The sequence below is a fragment of the Microbacterium sp. ZW CA_36 genome, from assembly GCF_044987475.1.
Classification (GTDB): Bacteria; Actinomycetota; Actinomycetes; order Actinomycetales; family Microbacteriaceae; genus Microbacterium.
Map to the genome: position 1 here is coordinate 1 of NZ_JBJDRL010000075.1, position 19426 is coordinate 19426.

The 19426-nt window shown below is 70.3% G+C and carries 15 protein-coding genes; 3 read left to right on the forward strand and 12 right to left on the reverse strand.

From position 1 onward, the window contains the following. Positions 1–134: 134 nt before the first annotated feature. Complete coding sequence (gene glmS / locus ACI3KX_RS19585) at positions 135–1985, reverse strand: glutamine--fructose-6-phosphate transaminase (isomerizing) (RefSeq protein ID WP_404910778.1); 1851 nt, start codon at positions 1983–1985, stop codon at positions 135–137. A gap of 199 nt (positions 1986–2184) precedes the next feature. Continuing rightward, a complete protein-coding gene (coaA, locus tag ACI3KX_RS19590) occupies positions 2185–3153 on the reverse strand; it encodes a type I pantothenate kinase (protein WP_404910779.1) in 969 nt (322 codons plus the stop codon). A 41-nt stretch (positions 3154–3194) separates the two neighbouring features. On the opposite strand from coaA, the gene ACI3KX_RS19595 reads away from it, so the two are divergent. Beyond that, positions 3195–4139, forward strand: a complete 945-nt coding sequence (locus ACI3KX_RS19595; RefSeq protein WP_404910780.1) for a Ppx/GppA phosphatase family protein — start codon at positions 3195–3197, stop codon at positions 4137–4139. Positions 4140–4200: 61 nt separating this feature from the next. Here the strand turns inward: ACI3KX_RS19595 and ACI3KX_RS19600 are convergent, their stop codons facing one another. The 8 genes from ACI3KX_RS19600 to ACI3KX_RS19635 all read right to left on the reverse strand — a co-directional run bounded on the left by ACI3KX_RS19600 (position 4201) and on the right by ACI3KX_RS19635 (position 13666). Beyond that, the gene (locus tag ACI3KX_RS19600; RefSeq protein WP_404910781.1) at positions 4201–4962 is read right to left on the reverse strand and encodes a hypothetical protein; all 762 of its coding nucleotides are present in this window, start codon (positions 4960–4962) and stop codon (positions 4201–4203) included. 206 nt (positions 4963–5168) lie between these two features. Continuing rightward, on the reverse strand, positions 5169–7199 hold the full coding sequence (locus tag ACI3KX_RS19605) for a glycoside hydrolase family 32 protein (RefSeq protein WP_404910782.1): 2031 nt from the start codon (positions 7197–7199) through the stop codon (positions 5169–5171). 80 nt (positions 7200–7279) lie between these two features. After that, the gene (locus ACI3KX_RS19610) at positions 7280–8248 is read right to left on the reverse strand and encodes a glycosyl hydrolase family 32 (protein ID WP_404910783.1); all 969 of its coding nucleotides are present in this window, start codon (positions 8246–8248) and stop codon (positions 7280–7282) included. A gap of 103 nt (positions 8249–8351) precedes the next feature. Then, positions 8352–9296, reverse strand: coding sequence for a carbohydrate kinase (locus ACI3KX_RS19615; protein ID WP_404910784.1), 945 nt, complete (start codon positions 9294–9296; stop codon positions 8352–8354). Next, on the reverse strand, positions 9293–10246 hold the full coding sequence (locus ACI3KX_RS19620) for a carbohydrate ABC transporter permease (RefSeq protein ID WP_404910785.1): 954 nt from the start codon (positions 10244–10246) through the stop codon (positions 9293–9295). The genes ACI3KX_RS19615 and ACI3KX_RS19620 overlap by 4 nt, the downstream gene beginning before the upstream one ends. A 3-nt stretch (positions 10247–10249) precedes the next feature. Next, positions 10250–11191, reverse strand: a complete 942-nt coding sequence (locus tag ACI3KX_RS19625; RefSeq protein ID WP_363357008.1) for a sugar ABC transporter permease — start codon at positions 11189–11191, stop codon at positions 10250–10252. 58 nt (positions 11192–11249) lie between these two features. Next, positions 11250–12539, reverse strand: coding sequence for an extracellular solute-binding protein (locus ACI3KX_RS19630; protein WP_404910786.1), 1290 nt, complete (start codon positions 12537–12539; stop codon positions 11250–11252). Positions 12540–12580: 41 nt separating this feature from the next. Further along, entirely contained in the window at positions 12581–13666 is a 1086-nt protein-coding gene (locus tag ACI3KX_RS19635) for a LacI family DNA-binding transcriptional regulator (RefSeq protein ID WP_349426444.1), read from the reverse strand. A 195-nt stretch (positions 13667–13861) separates the two neighbouring features. Here ACI3KX_RS19635 and ACI3KX_RS19640 point away from each other — a divergent pair, with 195 nt between their 5' ends. Further along, positions 13862–15478: a glycoside hydrolase family 68 protein gene (locus ACI3KX_RS19640; protein WP_404910787.1), complete on the forward strand. Its 1617-nt coding sequence runs from the start codon at positions 13862–13864 to the stop codon at positions 15476–15478. A gap of 117 nt (positions 15479–15595) precedes the next feature. Further along, positions 15596–17272 carry a glycoside hydrolase family 32 protein gene (locus ACI3KX_RS19645; RefSeq protein WP_404910788.1) on the forward strand — a complete coding sequence of 559 codons (1677 nt, stop codon included), beginning with the start codon at positions 15596–15598 and terminating at the stop codon, positions 17270–17272. A 15-nt stretch (positions 17273–17287) separates the two neighbouring features. On the opposite strand, the gene ACI3KX_RS19650 is transcribed toward ACI3KX_RS19645, so the two are convergent. Further along, on the reverse strand, positions 17288–18337 hold the full coding sequence (locus tag ACI3KX_RS19650) for a LacI family DNA-binding transcriptional regulator (protein WP_363357004.1): 1050 nt from the start codon (positions 18335–18337) through the stop codon (positions 17288–17290). A 125-nt stretch (positions 18338–18462) separates the two neighbouring features. Beyond that, positions 18463–19302 carry a universal stress protein gene (locus tag ACI3KX_RS19655; RefSeq protein ID WP_404910789.1) on the reverse strand — a complete coding sequence of 280 codons (840 nt, stop codon included), beginning with the start codon at positions 19300–19302 and terminating at the stop codon, positions 18463–18465. Positions 19303–19426 lie beyond the last annotated feature (124 nt).

Consider the following 19426-nt stretch of genomic DNA (forward strand, 5'->3'; position numbering starts at 1 on the left):
CCCCCGCCGGGGGCGCCTCGGCCTCGCCGAGGGCGCCTCGGCCGCACCGGGGGCATCCCGCCGGCGGCGCCTCGGCCTCACCAGCGGCATCCCGCCGGGGGCGCCTCGGCGGGACACGAGCGCGCGGATGCCGGCTACTCGACCGTGACCGACTTGGCGAGGTTGCGGGGCTGGTCGACGTCGAGTCCCTTGGCCGTGGCGAGGCCCATCGCGAAGATGTGCAGCGGCACGACGGCCAGGAGCGGCTCGAAGAAGGGTCCGGCGAGCGGGATGCGCAGCACCTCATCGGCCTTGGGCAGCACCGCGGCGTCGCCCTCCTCCGCGATCGCGATGACCCGGGCGCCGCGCGCGCGGATCTCCTCGATGCTCGAGATGACCTTCTTGTGCATCTCGGCCGACTTGCGCGGCGACGGCACGATGACGAACACCGGCTGGCCGGGCTCGATGAGGGCGATGGGTCCGTGCTTGAGCTCGCCGGCGGCGAATCCCTCGGCGTGGATGTAGGCGAGCTCCTTGAGCTTGAGCGCGCCTTCGAGTGCGATGGGGTAGCCGACGTGGCGGCCGAGGAACAGCACCGAGCGGGTGTCGGCCATCCAGTGGGCGAACTGCTCGATGCGGGGCTGCTCGCGCTCGAGGATCTGCGTGATCTTGCCCGGGATCGCCTCGAGCTCGCGAACGTGGTCGGCCGCGTCCGCCGGCGCGATCGCACCGCGGACACGCCCGATGTGCAGGCCCATGAGGTACAGCGCGGTGATCTGCGCGACGAACGCCTTGGTCGAGGCGACGGCGACCTCGGGACCGGCGTGCGTGTAGACGATGGCATCGGACTCGCGAGGGATGGTCGCGCCCTGCGTGTTGCAGATCGAGAGGGTCTTCGCGCCGCGCTCGCGCGCGTACTTGACCGCCATGAGCGTGTCCATCGTCTCGCCCGACTGGCTGATCGAGACGACGAGGGTGTCGGGTCCGATCACCGGATCGCGGTAGCGGAACTCATGGGCGAGCTCGACGTCGACCGGGATGCGCGTCCACTGCTCGATCGCGTACTTGCCGACCTGGCCGGCGTAGGCGGCGGTGCCGCACGCGATCACGATGATGCGCGAGATGCCGCGGAACAGCTCGTCGAGGCCGTCGAGCTCGGGGATGACGACCTCGCCGTCGCGGATGCGGCCGCGCAGCGTGTTCGCCACGGCGTCCGGCTCTTCCGAGACCTCCTTGGCCATGAACGACGACCAGCCGCCCTTCTCGGCGGCAGCGGCATCCCACGTCACCTCGAAGGGCTCCACCTCGACGGCGTTGCCCGAGAAGTCGGTGACCGTGACGGCCTGGGGTGTGATCGCGACGATCTGGTCCTGGCCGATCGCGAGGGCGTTGCGCGTGTGCTCGACGAACGCGGCGACGTCCGAGCCGAGGAAGTTCTCACCCTCCCCCAGCCCGATCACGAGGGGCGAGTTGCGGCGTGCACCGACGACGAGGCCCGGCTGCTCCTGGTGCATCGCGAGCAGGGTGAACGCGCCCTCCAGCCGCGCGACGACCGCGCGGAAGGCCTCGACGAGATCGCCCGACCGGTCGTACTCGCGGCCGAGCAGGACGGCCGCGACCTCGGTGTCGGTCTCGCTGCGGAAGGTGAAGCCGTCCGCGAGGAGCTCGTCCTTGAGCTCGGAGAAGTTCTCGATGATCCCGTTGTGGATGACGGCGAGCTTGTCGTCGTCGGCCAGGTGCGGGTGGGCGTTGCCGTCGGTGGGGCCGCCGTGCGTCGCCCAGCGGGTGTGGCCGATGCCGGTGGTGCCGTCGGCGAGCGGGTGCGCGGCGAGGTCGTCGCGGAGCACCTTGAGCTTGCCCGCGCGCTTGCGCATGCCCAGGTCGCCGTTCGCGTCGATCACGGCGATGCCCGCCGAGTCGTAGCCGCGGTACTCGAGCCGCGAGAGGCCTGAGATCAGGACGGCCTGGCTCTGCCGCGGGCCCACGTATCCGACGATTCCACACATGCCGACAATGGTAGGCGGGGGTTTTCGCAAGGAGCCCTTACGAACCCGGACGCCCAGTTCATTTCTGGAACACGGATGCCGCAACCGACGCACGTGCGGGTGTGCGCGTTTCGTCTCGGGCGCCAGAGCGCCCTCGCTCAACGACCGGGGCAAGGGTCCCGGTCGCTGAGCGAGCGAGGAACCAGCGAGACGACGCGCGTCAAAGCTTGCGGAGGAGCACCGTCTCGACGGTGTGGTCCGCGCCCTTCTGCAGCACGAGGTCGGCGCGGTGGCGCGTCGGCAGCACGTTCTCCTGCAGGTTCGGCAGGTTGATCGTGTTCCAGTAGCCGAGCGCCCGCTCCACGGCCTCCTCATCGGAGAGGTGCGCGAAGACGTTGAAGAACGAGTTCGGGTTGCTGAAGGCGGCGCGGCGCAGGGCGAGGAAGCGGTCGACGTACCACTGGGCGATGTGCCCGGCATCCGCGTCCACGAAGATCGAGAAGTCGAACAGGTCGCTCACCGCCACGTCGTTGGGCGTGGGCGGCGGCTGGAGCACGTTGAGGCCCTCGACGATGACGATGTCGGGGCGACGCACGGTGACGACGGCGTCGGGGACGATGTCGTACCGCATGTGCGAATAGAAAGGCGCGCGCACCTCGGGGGCGCCGCTCTTCACCTCGGTGAGGAAGGACACCAGCGCCCGGCGGTCGTATGACTCGGGGAAGCCCTTGCGGTCCATGAGGCCGCGTCGCTCGAGTTCGGCGTTCGGGTAGAGGAAGCCGTCGGTCGTCACGAGCTCCACGCGGGGCGTGCCCGGCCAGCGGCTCGTGAGCTCCCGCAGCAGACGCGCGATCGTGGACTTGCCGACGGCTACCGACCCGGCTACCCCGACGATGAACGGCGTCGTCGTGTCGGCCTCGCCGAGGAACGCGGACTCTTCGGCGCCGAGCCGCTTGGTGGATTCGGCATACAGCGACAGCAGCCGCGACAGCGGCACGTAGACCTCGGCGACCTCGGCCATGTCGAGGCGATCGCCGAGGCCGCGGATCTGCACGATCTCGGTCTCGCTCAGCGGCTGCGTCAGACCGGCCGCGAGCCGCGCCCAGTCCGCTCGATCGATCTCGCGATACAGCGAGAGGATGGGGGTGACCGCGCCCAGGTCGTAGGCGGTGGCTTCGTCGGCGGACATCGCGCCCATCGTAACCGCTCCCGACCGCTAGCCTGAGACGCGTGCGCCTCGGAGTCCTCGACATCGGCTCGAACACCGTCCACCTGCTCGTCGCCGACGTCCGACCCGGGGGCAGGCCGCTCGCGACGACGAGCCAGCGGACGGTGCTGCGCCTCATGCGCTACCTGGCCCCGGACGGCTCGATCACGAACGAGGGCGTCACGGCGCTCGTCGCCGCGGTGAGCGAGGCGCGAAAGGTCGCCGCGGCCGAACGCGTCGACGAACTGCTCGCGACGGCGACCTCGGCCGTCCGCGAGGCGAAGAACGGCCCCGAGGTCATCGCGCTCATCGAGGAGGCGCTGGGCCAGCCGCTCCAGGTGCTGGGCGGCGAGACCGAGGCGCGGTACACGTTCCTGGCCGTCCGCCGCTGGTTCGGCTGGGCCGCGGGGCAGATCCTCCTCTTCGACATCGGCGGCGGCTCGCTCGAGATCGCCGCGGGGCCCGACGAGCTGCCCGAGGCTGCGGCATCCGTCCCCCTCGGCGCCGGGCGCATGACGATCCAGTTCCTTCCCGACGACCCGCCGGGCGAGGCGGCGGTCGAGCAGCTCCGCACGCACGCACGCGCGACGCTCGCCCCGGTCGCCGCGTCGTTCGGCAGACTGGCCGGTCCGGATCACGTGGTGGGTTCGTCGAAGGCGATCCGCTCGCTCGCGAAGCTCGTCGGGTATCCCGCCCCCGGATGGTCGGGGATCGAACGGATGCTGCTTCCCCGCGCCGCGCTCGGCTCGTGGATTCCGCGGCTCGCGCGCATCCCCGCGTCGGCCCGCCAGGAGCTGCCGGGGATCACTCCCGACCGGACGTTCCAGATCGTCGCCGGTGCGGTCGTGCTGCACGAAGCGATGCGCGCCCTCGACGTCGACGAGCTCGAGGTCTCGCCGTGGGCGCTGCGCGAGGGCGTGCTGCTGCGCTACATCGAGTCGCTCAGCTGGAGCGCGCCGTCGGCGTGACGCCGGCCGGTCGCCTGAACCGGCGGCCACGCCCAGCCGGCAGCGGCCGGTCAGCCCGCGATCACGCGTCGACGGCCTCGGTGAATGCCGAGTAGATCCCCGCGACCGCGATGCCGGCGAGATGCCAGTCGCGCGCGTCCTCCTCGCCGAGCGCGACCGTGCGCGGAGTTTCGATCATCGCAGGGTTGATGCGGCGGTGGTCGCCCATCCCGTCGATCATCGCCATCACGGCGACGGCGAGATCGTGCTCGGTGACGCCCGCCCGCATGCGCAGCCCGAACGCGGCGTTGAGCCCGCGGTAGACCTCGGCCATGCGATCCAGGTACCGCTCGACGATCTCCGCGATCTGCACGCGGATGCCTTCCCCGCCCGGCACCGCGTCGCCGCTCGAGAGCGCCGCCGAGATCGTGCGGTACACGCTCCAGGCGACGGTGTCCTCCACGGACGCCATGTTGTGCGCGACAGCGACGCGCAGCACCTCGCGCAGCGCGGCCTGCCGCCCCGCCGGGGTGTTCGCAGCATCGGAGCTCTCGGCCAGGGCGCGCTCGATGAGCTGCAGCGTCTCGCCGTCGAAGCCGGTGTCGAATCCGGGATCCGCCTCGAAGAGGGCACGGACGAGGTCTGCGACGAAAGCGGCGCGGTCGGGCCAGATGCGGAAGACCGTGGACCGCGGCACGCCGGCGGCGCGGATCAGGTCCTCGAGCTCGATGTTCGCGTAGTCGAGCAGCAGGCCCTCCGCCTTGACGCGCTCGACGGCGGCGTCGAGCATGAGCGCCCGCGTCTCACCCGCGGGTCGGCGTGATCGGGGTCCGGGATCCTGCACCCTTCGATTATCGCTGGCACGCGGCGGGTTGTGGGCCCCCGCGGCGTGCGAGGAGGACCGCGGTGCCGGGTCCCCACAACCCGGCACCGACCTGGTCCTCCGCACGACAGCATGGGGCCGTCGACGGATCGCCGTGCTCGTTCCCCCCAGGGTCGAGCACGATGGCCACTCTAGAGACTCTGAGTCTCATGTCTCAAGTCGGCGTGTCAATCGCTGAGGAGGAACTGATCCACCATCAGGTGTCCCCACTCGCCCGTGGCATCGTCGAGGATCTGGATCTGCGCCGTCCGTCCGGCGAATTCCCTCACATCCCACTCCACCGGGCGCAGGCGCGGCGAGTCCTCGCCGGTCGCGGTGCGAACGGGCTGACCGTCGACGAGCAGCTGCACCGACGTCGCGGGCTCCACGCCCAGCGGATGATCGCCACCGCCGACCAGGAAGTGGAGGAAGTTCCGGTCGACGGTGAAGGGCGGCGAGGTGATCGCGCCGATCGCCGGATCTCCTCCGCCCGCGAAGGTGTCGGCGACCTGCGCACCGACCTGTCCGACCAGGCTCGAGGCTGAGGGAGTGGCCGCCGCGAAGCTGCCGGTCGCCGTCCACCCCGCTCCCCACGTGGCCCCTTCGAAGTCGCCGATGAGCTGCGCCGGCCGCTGTGCGACGCTGCCGAACTCCGTGATCGTCAGGTCGTGGAACGTGGCCGGCCCGCCCGCCGAGTACAGTGCGATGCCGTCGTCGCCCGGGGGCGCGAACACCTGACTCGAGTGCACGTAGCGGCCGTCGTCGACGAAGACCTCGATGGTGGTCCGGTCCACGAGTATCCGCAGGTGCACGCGGCCGTCGTCGTTCGAGAAGGGCGTGCGGCTCTCGGACTTCCATGTGCCCGCCGGGTAGCCGGTCTGGCCGCGGTTGAGGTACGCGTAGGTCTCCGTCACACCGACGTCGGCGTGCCGGGTCCCGTCGGCGGATCGTCGCAGCTGCAGCCCGATGTTGGATGCGGCCTGCCACGTCACATCCGCCTCCACCTGGTAGGCGTCCCCCTCGTACGCGAGGGGCAGGAACCCGTCGACGGTGACGTCGCCGAGGTCGGCGCGCGTCGTGGCGATGTTCGCCAATGCGGCGCCCGGCTGGGAGACCAGGCTGAAGGTCGACCCGTAGCGCTTGAGCCGGATCTCCCGCGTGATGGAGTCGGTGCCGTTGAACCCGTCGGATGCCCACGTCGGCGTCGAGTGCGCGTAGTCCCAGTTGTTCATCCAGCCGACGGCGTACCGGCGGTCCAGCGGCGCCGCCGGGTCCTCCCAGGTCACCGCCCCGTACCAGTCGAACCCGTGATCGAGCCATTGCGGAGCTGTCTGGTCGAAGGCGAACGACGTGCCGTCGAACGACCCCGTCCAGTACGCGAAGGTCGCCGGCTCGTTCGTCGCATAGCCGTTCGCGCTGACGCCGAACACCCACGTGAGGGAGCCGTCGTCGGCCCGGATCTGGAAGAGGTCCGGGCATTCGATGGTGCCGATGCCCGGGTTCACGTACTCCCACACCCGCGACCAGGTCTTCAGATCCGGCGAGGTGTAGAAGCTCACGCGATCACGCTCCGCGATCAGCGCCACCCAGCGGCCGCGCTCGGCATCCCAGACGACCTTCGGATCGCGGAAGTCCGCCCGGCCTTCGTTGGGGATGACGGGCGCCTCGCCGTACGGCTGGAAGTTCCGGCCGCCGTCCGTCGAGTACCAGAGGAACTGCGCCTGCGGGCCGGACGCGTTCGCCTGCTGGGCGAGGGTCGGATGATCCATCTGCGTGACGAGCATCACGACCGCGCCCGCGCCGAACCCGGCGGTGTTCGCGTGATCGACAACCGCAGACCCCGACCACAGGTCGTAGTTGGCATTGGTCTTCTTGGGCGCGGCGACGCCCTGATCGGCGAAGACGACGCCGTCGTAGGAGGTCGCCAGCCGCCACTCCGTGCCGAAGTTCGCCGTCGGATCGGCGTTGTAGTCGCCGTTGTACAGGTAGTAGTAGTGGAATCTGCCGTCGACGTAGACCGGCCGCTGCGGGTCGTTCTTCCAGTGGTCCGGCACCGTGAAGTGGTACTGCGCGCGGTACTCGTCATCCGGGTCGGCGGCCCGGGCCGCGTCCGCCTGCGATCCGCCCACCAGTCCGCCTGCCACGCCGATACCGATCACGGCGAGTGCGCCGGCGGCCAGCCGCACCCGCCCTCGTCCTGCGTCTGACACCATCGTCATCCCTTCTCCGTGCGGGCGTCGCACCCCGCGACCGCGGGCTGGACCGGCACCCGCCCGCGGGGTGCCGGTCCAGATCGGTGTCAGGCGCTCGCCACCGCCTCGGTGGCGCGCTGCACGAGCCGCCCTCCGCGCCACTCCACGGGCATGGGATCGGTGACGCCCCCGACGAACGCCCCATCCTCGCCGGCGTTCCGGAAGGCGAAGAGGAGCCACTGGCCGTCCGAGCGGCGTCGCAGCAGACGCCCGACGTAGAGCCGCTCGTCCGTCAAGGGGTACGCGGCGTCCACGTCGAACGGGCCGAGCAGGCTCTTCGCCGGCACCGCCCATGTGCCTCCGCCGGCGTCGCGCCGCGCGTCGGTGGCGTGCTCGGCGAGGCACGAGAAGATCAGCACCGGCTGCCCGTCGACGACCTCGGCCTGCAGCACCTCCAGCTGCCCGAACCCGTGCTCGCTCGGCACGGTCAGCGGAGCGCGCAGCTCCCACGTGCGCAGGTCGGGCGACCAGGCATGACCCACCACGCCCCGGCCGGCGACAGGCCCCTCGGGCGCGCGCGCGGTGAGCAGCATGTGCCACCCCTCGCCGTCCGGGTCGGCGAACACCCAGGGGTCGCGGAAGGCCTCATCGTGCCAGGCACCGCTCGCGAGCTTCTCGTACCAGGGCTCGCGTGCTTCGAGCACCGGCCCGTCCGCCTTGGTCCAGACGAGCAGGTCGGACGACGTTGCGTAGCCGATCCGCTGCACATTCCGGCCGTCGGCGGCGAGCGAGGCACCCGTGTAGAAGAGGAACCACGTTCCGTCCGGATGCCGCACCACCGAGCCCGTCCAGGTGGCGAGCTCGTCGAAGGCCGGAGCATCGCTGTGCACGAGCGCGTCCGCGACCTGCGTCCACTCGACGAGGTCGGTCGAGACCGCGTGGCCGATCGCCGCGCGGTGGTGGCGGGCATCCGGATCATGGAGCGCGCGCGAGGCGTAGAGGAAGAACAGGTGATAGCGGTCGCCGTCGTCGGCGAACCAGAAGTCCCATACCCAGGAGCCGGGGAGGTCGAACAAAACAGAAGCCTTTCGAGTAAGGCGCGACACAGCGCGCCGGGTGAAGTGGTCGGCTGGACAGCCGGATAGGGGTGGTCGCGCGGACAAGGAGCAACGGTCCGCGTCACGCGATCCGCGCGAGCAGCTCCTCCCGCCGCGGCGGGTCGGCGCCCGGTCGCGACACGGTGATCGCGGCGGCCTCGGCAGAGCGGCGCAGCAGCGCCTCGAGTTCGTCGGGACGGATGCCGCCGCCCGGCGTCTGCAGCCCGAGGCCCGCCTCTCGAGCGAGAAGGCCGTCGATCAGGGCGCCCATGAAGGTGTCGCCGGCGCCCACCGTGTCGACGACGTCGGTCGTCACGGCGGGAACCACGACCTCGGCGTCCGCGGTCACCGCGATCGCTCCCTCGGCGCCGCGCGTGACCACGACCAGGGCAGGACCGCCGATCACCCACTCACGCGCCACCTCGATCGCATCCCGACCGGGGTGCAGCCACTGCACGTCCTCGTCACTGGTCTTCACGACATCGGCGATGCCGATGAGCTCGTCCACGCGGGCGCGGACCGCCTGCGGGTCGCGGACGAGCGACGGGCGGATATTGGGGTCGTACGTGATGATCGCTCCCCCGTGCACCGCGCGCACGAGTGCGGCGACCTGGCCGGCGCCGGGCTCGAGGACGGCGCCGACCGACCCGACGTGCACGAGGTCGGCCGAGCCGAACACATCCTCTGCGAGTCGTGCGACCTCGTCGCCGAGATCCCACTCCAGATCGAACGTGTACGTCGCGGCCCCGCTCGCGTCCAGCACTGCGGTGGCGGTCGACGTCCGCGGGGCGGCGACGGCGTCGACGGCCACCCCGGACTGCTCGAGCCAGCGGCGCACGCGTCGTCCCCGGTCGTCGTCGGCGAGTCGCGTGACGAGGATCGGAGCGCGGCCGAGGCGTCCGAGCGTCAGCGCGACGTTCGCAGGGCTGCCGCCCGGCGCCTCGTCGACCGGCCCGCCGACGCGGTGCACGATGTCGACCAGGGACTCGCCGACCACGACGACGTGCGGCGCGGCATCCGTGCTCATCCCTTCACCCCGCTGGCTGCGATGCTGCTCACGAATGCTCGCTGGAAGATCAGGAACACGATCAGCACCGGCAGCGTGATGAGCGATGTGTACGCCATCACTTCGCCCCACGCGGTGTTCAGCTGGAAGAAGTACTGCATGCCGACCATCACCGGGCGCAGCTCCTCCTTCTGCACCACCATGAGCGGCCACAGGTACTGGTTCCAGGCGGGCAGGAAGGTGAGGATCGCGACCGTCGCGAACGCCGGGCCCGACAGCGGCACGAGGATGCGGCGGTAGATGGTGAACCAGCTGGCCCCGTCGATCCGCGCCGCCTCGTCGAGCGACTTCGGGATCGTCGAGAAGTACTGCGTGAACAGGAAGATCGAGAACGCGTTCGCGATGAACGGCACGATCTGCACCTCGTAGGTGTTGAGCCAGCCGAAGTCGTACTTGAGCACCCCGCCCTCGATCACGAGCGTCGGCAGCTGCGCCACCCAGTAGACCATCGGCACCGCGATCGTCTCGAAGGGCACGATGAGCGTGGCGATCACGACGGCCAGGACGACGATGCGCCCCTTCCACTGCAGCCGCGACAGCGCGAAGCCTGCCATCGAGTTGACGATGAGACCGAGTCCGACGGTGAGGACGGTGACGAACACGGAGTTGAACAGGAACTGCGCGACCGGGACGCGATCGAAGACCCCGAAATAGTTGTCGAGGCTGATGTCTCCGGTGGGCAGGAACGCGTTCACCGAATCGACGTCCTGCAGGATCTGCGCGTCGGGCTTGAGGCTCGAGACGAACATGAACACGAGCGGGAACAGGAACAGCATGCCGAACAGCGACATCGCGATGTACACGAGGATCTTCCCGCGCAGCCGATGCGACTTCTCGCTGCGGGCGGCACGCGCGGGCGGCGACGGGCGACGCACGTCACGCGCCGTGGTGAGGGTTCGGGTCTCGGACATGGGTCAGTCCTTCTCTCGCGTCAGCCGGCGCTGGATGAGCGCGATGATCAGCACGGCGACGAAGAAGATGAGCGAGATCGCGGCGGCGTAGCCGATCTCCTGCTGCTCGTAGCCCTTCCGCACGGCGTGGAAGACGATCGTGGAGGTCGAGCCCTGCGGGCCGCCCTGGGTCATCACGTCGACCTGCACGAAGAGGCCGAGGGCTGCGATCGTGATCGTGACGAGCACGAACACCATCGTCGGGCGAAGGCCCGGCCAGGTGACGTTCGTGAACTGGCGCCACGGGCTCGCGCCGTCCATCCTGGCGGCCTCGTAGAGCTCTTCGGGAATCGTCTGCAGACCCGAGAGCCAGATGATCATGTGGAATCCGACGGCCTGCCAGATCGACATGAAGATGATCGCGCCGAGCGCGGTCTGCGGATCGTTCAGCCAGTCGGCGCCCGACCAGAGGCCGAAGGTGAGGGCGTCGATCATCGAGTTGATGAGGCCGTCCTGCTGGTACATGAACTTCCACAGGATCGACACCACGACGATCGAGGTGACGACCGGGATGAAGAAGATCACGCGGAAGGCGGTGACCCCGCGCATGCGCCGGTTGACGAGCACCGCCAGCAGCAGCCCGAGGGCGGCCTGCACGGGCACGACCACCAGCGCGAAGACGGCCGTGTTGCCGACGGACTGGACGAAGAGCGGGTCGGCGGTGAACGCGCGGACGAAGTTGTCCATCCCCACGAAGCGCGGGGGGTTGGGCGAGATGAGCCGCGCGTTCGTGAACGACAGCGTGAAGGCGAGGATCACGGGGATGATGAGGAACAGGACCAGGAGGATGCCGGCGGGGGCGATCATCCCGAGTCCGGCCCAGGTCTCGCGCCCCTTGATGGAGCGGAAGCGACGGAGTTCGCGCCGAGGTTCTTCGGCGGCGACCGTCGGTGGAGTGACAGTCATGGCAGGTCTCTCTGAGGATGCGCCGACGGGGGCATGAGGCCCCCGCCGGCGCGGCGGATCACTGGAAGCCGTACCCGTCGTTCGACGCGATGTTCGCGTCGATGTCCGACACGGCGCGATCGAGCGTCTCCTGCACGTCGGCGCCGCTCATGATGTCCTTCGCGGCGGTCTCGAACGTGGCCGAGATCACCGCATAGGCGGGCGTCTCGGGACGCAGCACCGCGTACTCCTGCGAGAACTCGACGAACGGGCGCAGGGCGCCGTCGTCGCCGAAGTACTCCGACGCCTGCGCGGCCGCCTCGGTGGCGGGGATCACGACCTGCTTGTCGGCGAACTCGGTGATGTACTCGTCCTGGAAGCTGAACTCGAGGTACTGGCGAGCGCCGTCGGCGTCGTTGCACTCCGACGAGATGCCCCACTGCCACGAGCCGCCGCCGATCTTCGGGCCGTTGCCGAGGTCCGGCGGGGGCAGGATGAGCAGGTCGTCGCCGACCGCGTCGAGCGCGGCGACGGCGTTCCAGACGCCGGTGTAGCTGAGCGCCACCTCGTCGTCGACGAACTCCTGGTTGCCCACGGTCCCGCTGTTGTCGGCGTAGCCGTCGGCGAAGAGACCGGCGAACCACTCGCCCCACGCGACCGCCTCAGGTCCGTTGAGCGCGCCGTCGGCGGTGAGCATGGTCGAGCGGTCGATGAGGTCGCCGCCGAAGCTCTGCAGGAACGGCGAGTACGCGTAGGGCCACCACTCGCCGGTGTCCTCGGCGCCGATGTCGATCGGGGTCTCGTACCCGGCATCCTTCAGCGTCGCCAGAGCGGCGCCGAACTCGTCGGCCGTCCACGGCTCCTCCATCGTCGGGATGCGGATGCCGTTGCCCTCGAGCACCGACTCCCGCGCGAAGATGGCGAGCGCGGCATCCCAGTACCCTGCCGAGTAGATCTCGTCCTCCCACACGCCGACCGCGGTGGGCAGCAGCGAGTCGGTGAGCTCGGTCGGCAGCTCGAGCGGCTGCAGGTACCCGGCCCACGCCCAGTTGGGCATGATCGGCCCGTCGAGGTCAAGAAGGCAGGGAAGATCTCCGGATGCCGCGGCCGCGACGATCGCGTCGTTGTAGGCGCCCTGTGGGAACGACTCGTGGACGACCTCGTACTCGTCCTGCGAGTCGTTGAAGTCGGAGATGATCTGCTCGTAGACCTCGAGCTCGGCGGGGTTTCCCGCCGAGTGGGTCCACATCGTCAGCTGTGTGCGGCCGTCCGCGGTCGTGTCGTCTCCTTGACCGGCCTGCCCGCAGCCGGTCAAGGCGATCGCCGTGACCAGCCCCGCGGACACGAGGATCGGGGTCCTTGTGCGCATTGTTGTGGTTTCCTTTTCTTGGTGACTCACGCCCGCGTGGGTCACCGATCGGTGGCCGCCTGTGGCGGCCTCTCGGTGTGTGAAGCCCGTCGCCGGTTCGGTTTGGCGACTTGCGCCGGCGGCGGGCCTACGGAGTCTCGTCGGATGACTGGACACTCCATGAGGTGCGTGGCGTCCTCGTCCCCCTCTGCGCGGACGCCGAGCGCGACCTCCATCGCCCAGCGGCCCATGTCGTAATGGGGCAGGGCGATGGTGGTGAGGGGGGGATCCTGTTCCGCGGCGATGAGCTGCTGATCGTCGTAGCCGACGATCGAGAGATCCCGCGGGATGTCGAGGCCGCGGCGGTGCGCGGCGATGTACACGCCGACGGCCATGCGGTCGTTGAAGCAGAAGATCGCGGTGGGGCGCTGCTCCTCGGGGAGCTCGAGCAGCTGTTCGAAGGCGGCGCGCCCGCCGCGGGCGGTCGTCTCGCCGTGAACGTGGAGCGCCGGATCGACGGGGATGCCGTTCTCGGCGAGCACTTCGAGATAGCCCTCGTGGCGCAGGGTGGACGCGATGGGAGTGTCGTCGGTGTCGATATAGGCGATGCGCCGATGCCCCGCGGCGACCAGTTCGCGCACCGCCGCCGCGCCCCCGGCGCGATCGTCGGGGACGACGGAGCGGAAGCCGCCGTTCTCCGGCCGGCAGTCGAGGAAGACCGCCCCGGCGGGCAGTCCGGCCGGAGCGGGGACGACCTGATGCCACATGCACGCGTAGATGAGCGCGTCGACCTGCTGGGCGGTGAGCGCGCGGATCGCGTCGGCTTCGATCGCACTGTCGCCGCCGGTGTCGATGAGGAAGACGAGGTGGCCGTTCGCTCGCGCGGCGTCCTGCGCCCCGGCGAGCATGTCCCCCGCGAACGGAGTCGTCGCGATCTGGTCGGAGATGAGGCCGACCGTGCGGGTCTGCTGCGTGCGCAGCCCGCGGGCGACCGAGCTCGGCGCGTATCCGATCGCGCGCGCGGCTTCGCGGACGCGAATCCTCGTCTCCTCCGAGATGCGCGACTCCACGTCGTTCATGACGAGCGAGACCGTGGTCACCGAGACGCCGGCTGCCGCCGCCACGTCTGAGATCCGGGCCCTCGCCATGTTGTGCACTCCGTTGTGATAAATCGATTTATCGAACGGGTCGATTATGAACCGACGAGCGGCGTCGCGTCAAGCGCCATGTCTCTGAAGCCCGTGTCCCCCGAACGGCCGACATGCGTGATCCGCCATCCCGTGTCACTATGAATATGCGATGCAAATCGATTTGCATCGCTCGATCTCGAAGGAGCTCCAGAAATGAACACTCCCCCGAAGCGCGTCAGGCGCATCCTGACCGGCGGCGTCACCGCCGCCGCCGTCGCGGTATCGGCACTGGTCGGCCTGCCGGCCGCTGCCGCCGTCGGTCCCGTCACCGCAGCAGCGCTGCCCGACCTCCAGGACGGACCCGAACCGACCGTCCACACTCAGGAGGCCTTTGCCCCTGAGGACGACTTCACTGCCAAGTGGACCCGGGCGGACGCGCGGCAGCTCAAGCGCCTGTCCGACCCGACTGCGGGCTCGAAGCAGAACTCGATGCCCGCCGAGCTCACGATGCCCGCGGTTCCGCAGGACTTCCCCGACATGAGCAATGAAGAGGTCTGGGTCTGGGATTCCTGGCCGCTGACCGACGAGGACGCCAACCAGTACAGCGTCAACGGCCAGGAGATCATCTTCTCGCTCGTGGCCGACCGCAACCTGGTGTTCGACGAGCGGCACGTGTTCGCGAAGATCGGCTACTTCTATCGCCCGGCCGGCGTCCCCGCCGACGAGCGTCCGGAGAACGGCGGCTGGACGTACGGCGGGCTCGTCTTCGACGAGGGCGTGACCGGCCAGATCTTCCCCGACCAGTCCTACAGCCACCAGACCCAGTGGTCGGGTTCGGCACGCATCTCGAAAGGCGGCGAGATCAAGCTGTTCTTCACGGATGTCGCGTTCTACCGCAACGAGGACGGCAGCAACCGCAAGCCCTACGACCCGCGCATCGCGCTGAGCGTCGGCAAGGTGCACGCCAACAAGAACGGCGTGAAGCTGACCGGATTCGACGAGGTCACCGACCTGCTGCAGGCCGACGGCACCTACTACCAGACCGGTGCGCAGAACGAGTTCTTCAACTTCCGCGACCCGTTCACGTTCGAGGACCCGGCTCACCCCGGTGAGACCTTCATGGTCTTCGAAGGCAACTCCGCCATGCCCCGCGAGAGCGCGACGTGCAACGAGGAGGACCTCGGCTACCGCGAGGGGGATCCCTTCGCGGAGACTGTCGAGCAGGTGAACGCCTCGGGCGCGACCTATCAGATCGGCAACGTCGGTCTCGCGAAGGCGAAGAACGAGGACCTCACCGAGTGGGAGTTCCTGCCGCCCATCCTGTCGGCGAACTGCGTCACGGATCAGACCGAGCGTCCGCAGATCTACATGAAGGACGGCAAGTACTACCTCTTCACCATCAGCCACCGCGGCACGTTCGCGAACGGCATCGATGGGCCTGAGGGCGTCTACGGCTTCGTCGGCGACGGCATCCGCAGCGACTACCAGCCGATGAACGCCGGCTCGGGCCTCGCGCTCGGCAACCCGACGAACCTGAACTTCGCCGGCGGGCAGCCGTTCGCGCCGGACTTCAACCAGCCGATCGGGCACTTCCAGGCGTACTCGCACTACGTCATGCCCGGTGGACTGGTGCAGTCGTTCATCGACACGATCGGCACCGAGGGCGACTTCCGCCGCGGCGGCACTCTCGCCCCGACGGTCAAGATCGACATCGACGGCGCCTCGTCGGCGGTCGACTACTCGTACGGGGACGGCGGGCTCGGCGGCTACGCCGACATCCCGGCGAACATCAACGTCAACTCCGCGGGCAAGCAGAAGCCGCTGCGCTGACCCGAACTGCGCAAGAACGGATGCCTCGGCACGGCCTCGTGCCGAGGCATCCGTCCCGCTCCGTCTCGCCCCGCTTGCCCGACATTCTCTGCCCGCCCGATCCGGAAGGAACCCGCGATGCACGACGCACACGATGCCCAGACCACGTTCCCCTGGCGGCGCGCCCTGCTCTGGGCGGCGGCGGCCATCGCGGTGGTCGCTCTCGTGCTCGGAACGGCGGTCACCATGCTGAGGCCGTCGGAAGGCAGCCCCGAGGTTCGGCCCACACCGACGGCACCGTCCGCCGACGCGGGCGAGCGGCCGGCGGACTGGTCGCCGCATCGGCCGGGGATCCACATCACGCCCGGCGAGAACTGGATGAACGATCCGCAGAAGCCGTTCCTCCTCGACGGCGTGTGGCACTACTACTACCTGTACAACGCCGACTACCCCGACGGGAACGGCACGGCGTGGTACCACGCGACCTCGACCGACCTCGTGCACTGGCAGGACGAAGGCGTGGCGATCGAGAAGTACGCCAACGGCCTGGGCGACATCTGGACCGGCACCGCGGTGGTCGACGAGCACGGCACCGCCGGGTTCGGCGCAGGTGCGGTGATCGCCCTCGTCACCCAGCAGGTGGACGGCGTCCAGCGGCAGTCGCTCTTCTTCTCGCGCGACGGCGGCTACAGCTTCGAGTCGTACGACGGCAACCCGGTGATGGACAACCCCGGCGTCGCGGACTGGCGGGACCCGCGCGTGTTCTGGGACGACGCCTCCGGGCGCTGGGTGATGGCGCTGGCCGAGCACGACCGGATCGGCTTCTACACCTCGGCGAACCTGCGCGAGTGGACCTACGCCTCGGACTTCCCGACCGCCGGGCTCGGCGTGCTCGAGTGCCCCGACCTGTTCCCGATGTCGGTGAACGGGGATCCCGACGACGTGCGCTGGGTGCTCGTGGCCGGTGCCAACGGCGCGGCGGAGGGTATGACGACCGGCACCGCGTACTGGGTCGGTCAGTGGGACGGCGAGCGCTTCACGGCCGACGGAACCGGGCACCAGTGGCTGGACCACGGACCGGACTACTACGCCGCCGTCACGTGGGACGACCCCCGCCTCGATACCGGCGACCGTCTGGCGTCGCGGTACGGCATCGGCTGGATGAACAACTGGGCCTATGCCGGCCACCTGCCGGGTGAGGACTGGCACGGCGGCTCGGACTCCCTCGTGCGCACGATCTCGCTGCGCGCGAACGGTGCTGGCGCCACGCTGCACTCGACGCCCGCGCCGGAGCTGGACGCGCTGGCCGGAGAACGGCAGGCGCTCGCGGACGCGCAGGTGGACGCCGAGACCGCGGTCGAGGTCGGCGTGCCGGCGTCGGGCGCCTATCGGCTGAGGCTCACTGCGTCAGAGGCGGGCGGCGACACCGGCGAACTCCGCGTCAAGGTGCTCACCGGCGACGGCACGTTCGCCACCGTCGGCTACGACTTCGCTGCGGGGGTCGCGTTCGTGACGCGCGACGCGGACGCGGTCGCCGAAGGGATGCCGGAGGCGTACCGCGACGTTCGCACGGCGCGCGTCGCACCGGTCGACGGACGGGTGGAGCTCGACATCGTCGTGGATGCGGCGTCGGTCGAGGTGTTCGCCGGCGACGGGGCCGTCGCGCTGACGATGGCGACCTTCGGGTCGGCGGGCGAGCGCGGACTGCGCATCGAGGGGGCGGATGGTGCGGTGAGCGTCACCGACGCGAGCCTCACTCCCCTGCGCGTCGGGCCCGTCGAGCGGACCGGTCGCGGCCAGACCGGGCGCGGCTAGCGCGCGGGGCGCGAGTCAGCGGACGGCGGGCGCGGCGACGGAGCCGCGCTCGACGAGCCAGCCCCGCAGCTGGTGCACGCCGTCGCCGACGGGCGGTGCGGTGCCGTCTATCCGGTCCAGCAGCCGCGTCATCCCCCACCGCCCGATCTCGTCGTGGGGCAGCGCGACCGTCGTGAGCCCGGGGTCCAGGGCATCGGCCACCGGGCGCAAGTCGTCGATGCCGACCACTGAGAGCCCCGCCGGCACGGGGATCCCGCGTCGCGCGGCGGCCTGCATCACCCCCATCGCGATCTGGTCGTTGAAGCAGATGATCGCGGTCGGCGGACGGGTCTGGTCGAGCAGGCGTCCGCCCGCCTCACGACCCCCGGCAGCGTTCGAGGCGCAGAAATCGAGCCTGCCCTCGTCGAGGGCGATGCCGGCATCTCCCAGAGCCGAGCGCACGCCGATCAGGCGTCCGCGCGCAGCCCGCGATTCGTCGGTCGTGCCCACATAGGCGATCTCGCGGTGGCCTTCCCGGGTGAGCCTCTCGCACGCGAGCGTCGCGATCTGCGCCTCGTCGGGCACGACGGCATCCACCTGCCAGCCGGGCTCCGGCGCCGCATCGACAAGCACCACCGGCACGTCGTCGGGTACGGCGGGACGATCCACGCGCTGGTGGTACATCCGGGCGATGAGCAGGCCGTCGACGCGCTGGGCGAGGAATCGCGAGACGAGATCGCGCTCGGCCTCGGCATCTCCCCCGCTCTCGGCCACCATGAGCAGCACGTCCCGTTCGAGCCCGGCGCGCCGTGCGCCCTCGATGATGCGGCCTGCGAAGGGCGTCGCGGCGAGGTCGTCGCCGATCAGGCCGACGACCCCGGTGCGGCGTCGGCGCAGGCCGCTCGCCACGCGGTCGGGAACGTAGCCGAGCTCGCGCGCCACCGCGAGGATCCGCTCCTTCGTCTCGGCGTTGACGGCGCGGGCGCCGCTGAGGGCGTGCGAGACCGTCGTCGGTGAGACGCCTGCCGCCGCCGCCACATCGCTGACGCGCGGGCGGCCGCCTCCGGTCGTCGAGCGGTTCCCCATTGCTCCAGGTTAGGCCGAGCGGGGCTCCCGACGAGTGCGCGGCGACGTCGCCCCGCGAGTCCGGTGCAGGAACGCCGTGGAGACGACGCGACGCACCCGCCCGCACGAGGAGGCGGCGTCGAGGTTCAGCGCACGACGGCGGTGACGGTCGCAAGCCGGCTGAGCACGTCCTGGCTGACCGAACCGAGCAGGAAGCGCGCCAGCGCGCCGCGTCCGCGCGACCCGACCACCGCGAGGCGCGCCGAAGAGGCGAGCTCGTTGATGATCTGCGACGGATACCCCCGCTCGACACGACGCTGGATCTCGAGGTCGGGGTACTGCGCGCTGAGCCCGGCGAGCGACAGGCCGAGGGCCTCGGCGGTGAGCTTCTCCATGTTCTCGAGATACTCCGCGGGGTAGACGGCCGCCATGTTGCGCGGCGCCTCGAGCGGGGTCCACACGGCGACGGCGATCAGCGGCTCACCGAGGCGATCCGCCTCCGCGGCCGCGAACGCGATCGCCTTCTCCGACGCCGGTGAGCCGTCGACGCCCACCACCACCCCGGTGCGCTTCGACACGTCCACGTCGGGCACGACCACGACAGGGCACTGCGCTCCGGCGGCGATCCGCTGCCCGTGCGCGCCGCGGCGTCCCCCGGATCCGTCCTGGTGATCGCTCCCGATCACCAGCAGCGACGCGTGGGCCGAGGCATCCGTCAGCACCGCGACCGGATTGCCGCGATCGACGCGCATGTACACCTTCAGGCCGAGGCGAGGGAGAGCGGATGCCGTGGCCTCGACGCGTTCGCGTGCTGCCGCGACCGCGCGCTCGAGGACCTCGTCCTCGCCGATCGCGCCGACCGCGCCGCCCACGACCTCGATGAGCTTGAGGGGAAGGCGGTGGGCCGACGCGCGCTTTGTCGCCCATTCCACCGCCCGGAGCGCGGCGGGGGCGTCTGTGACTCCGACGACAATAGGTTCGACCACGGTGTCTCCTCTCGGCTGCCCTCAGAGTAGCGGTGACGGGGCGCGCGGCCGGGACCGCCGCCTGCGCGGTGTCGCGGCGCGCGGCTGGGTGCGCCGCCTCAGCCCTGGCCCGGCCAGGGCCCCC